The organism is Chryseobacterium sp. SIMBA_038, from assembly GCF_046535115.1.
GTDB lineage: Bacteria > Bacteroidota > Bacteroidia > Flavobacteriales > Weeksellaceae > Chryseobacterium.
On the sequence record NZ_JAWRXH010000301.1, the window covers coordinates 1 to 255 of the forward strand.

Genomic DNA, 255 nt, shown 5'->3' on the forward strand with positions numbered 1-255 from the left:
TAGGAGATGGTAATACCTTTACAATCTGAGTGGTAATACAGTTTCCTGTTGTAAGCTTTACCCAATAGGTTCCTACACCTACATCCTTAATAAATGAAGTAGTAGCTCCCGTACTCCAGGTGTATTCACTAAAACCAGGACCAGCATCCAGATCTGTTTTCTCCTCAATGCAAATGGTTTTGTCTTTCAGAACTACAGATTTAACAGGAGGAAGAACAACGAGATTAATTTTAGCAATAGAAAAGCATCCATTAG

Annotated in this window: 1 pseudogene; it reads right to left on the reverse strand. The window is 38.0% G+C overall.

Annotated elements, in window-relative coordinates:
- Positions 1-255: pseudogene (locus SB689_RS23645) on the reverse strand (hypothetical protein); the annotation flags it as partial.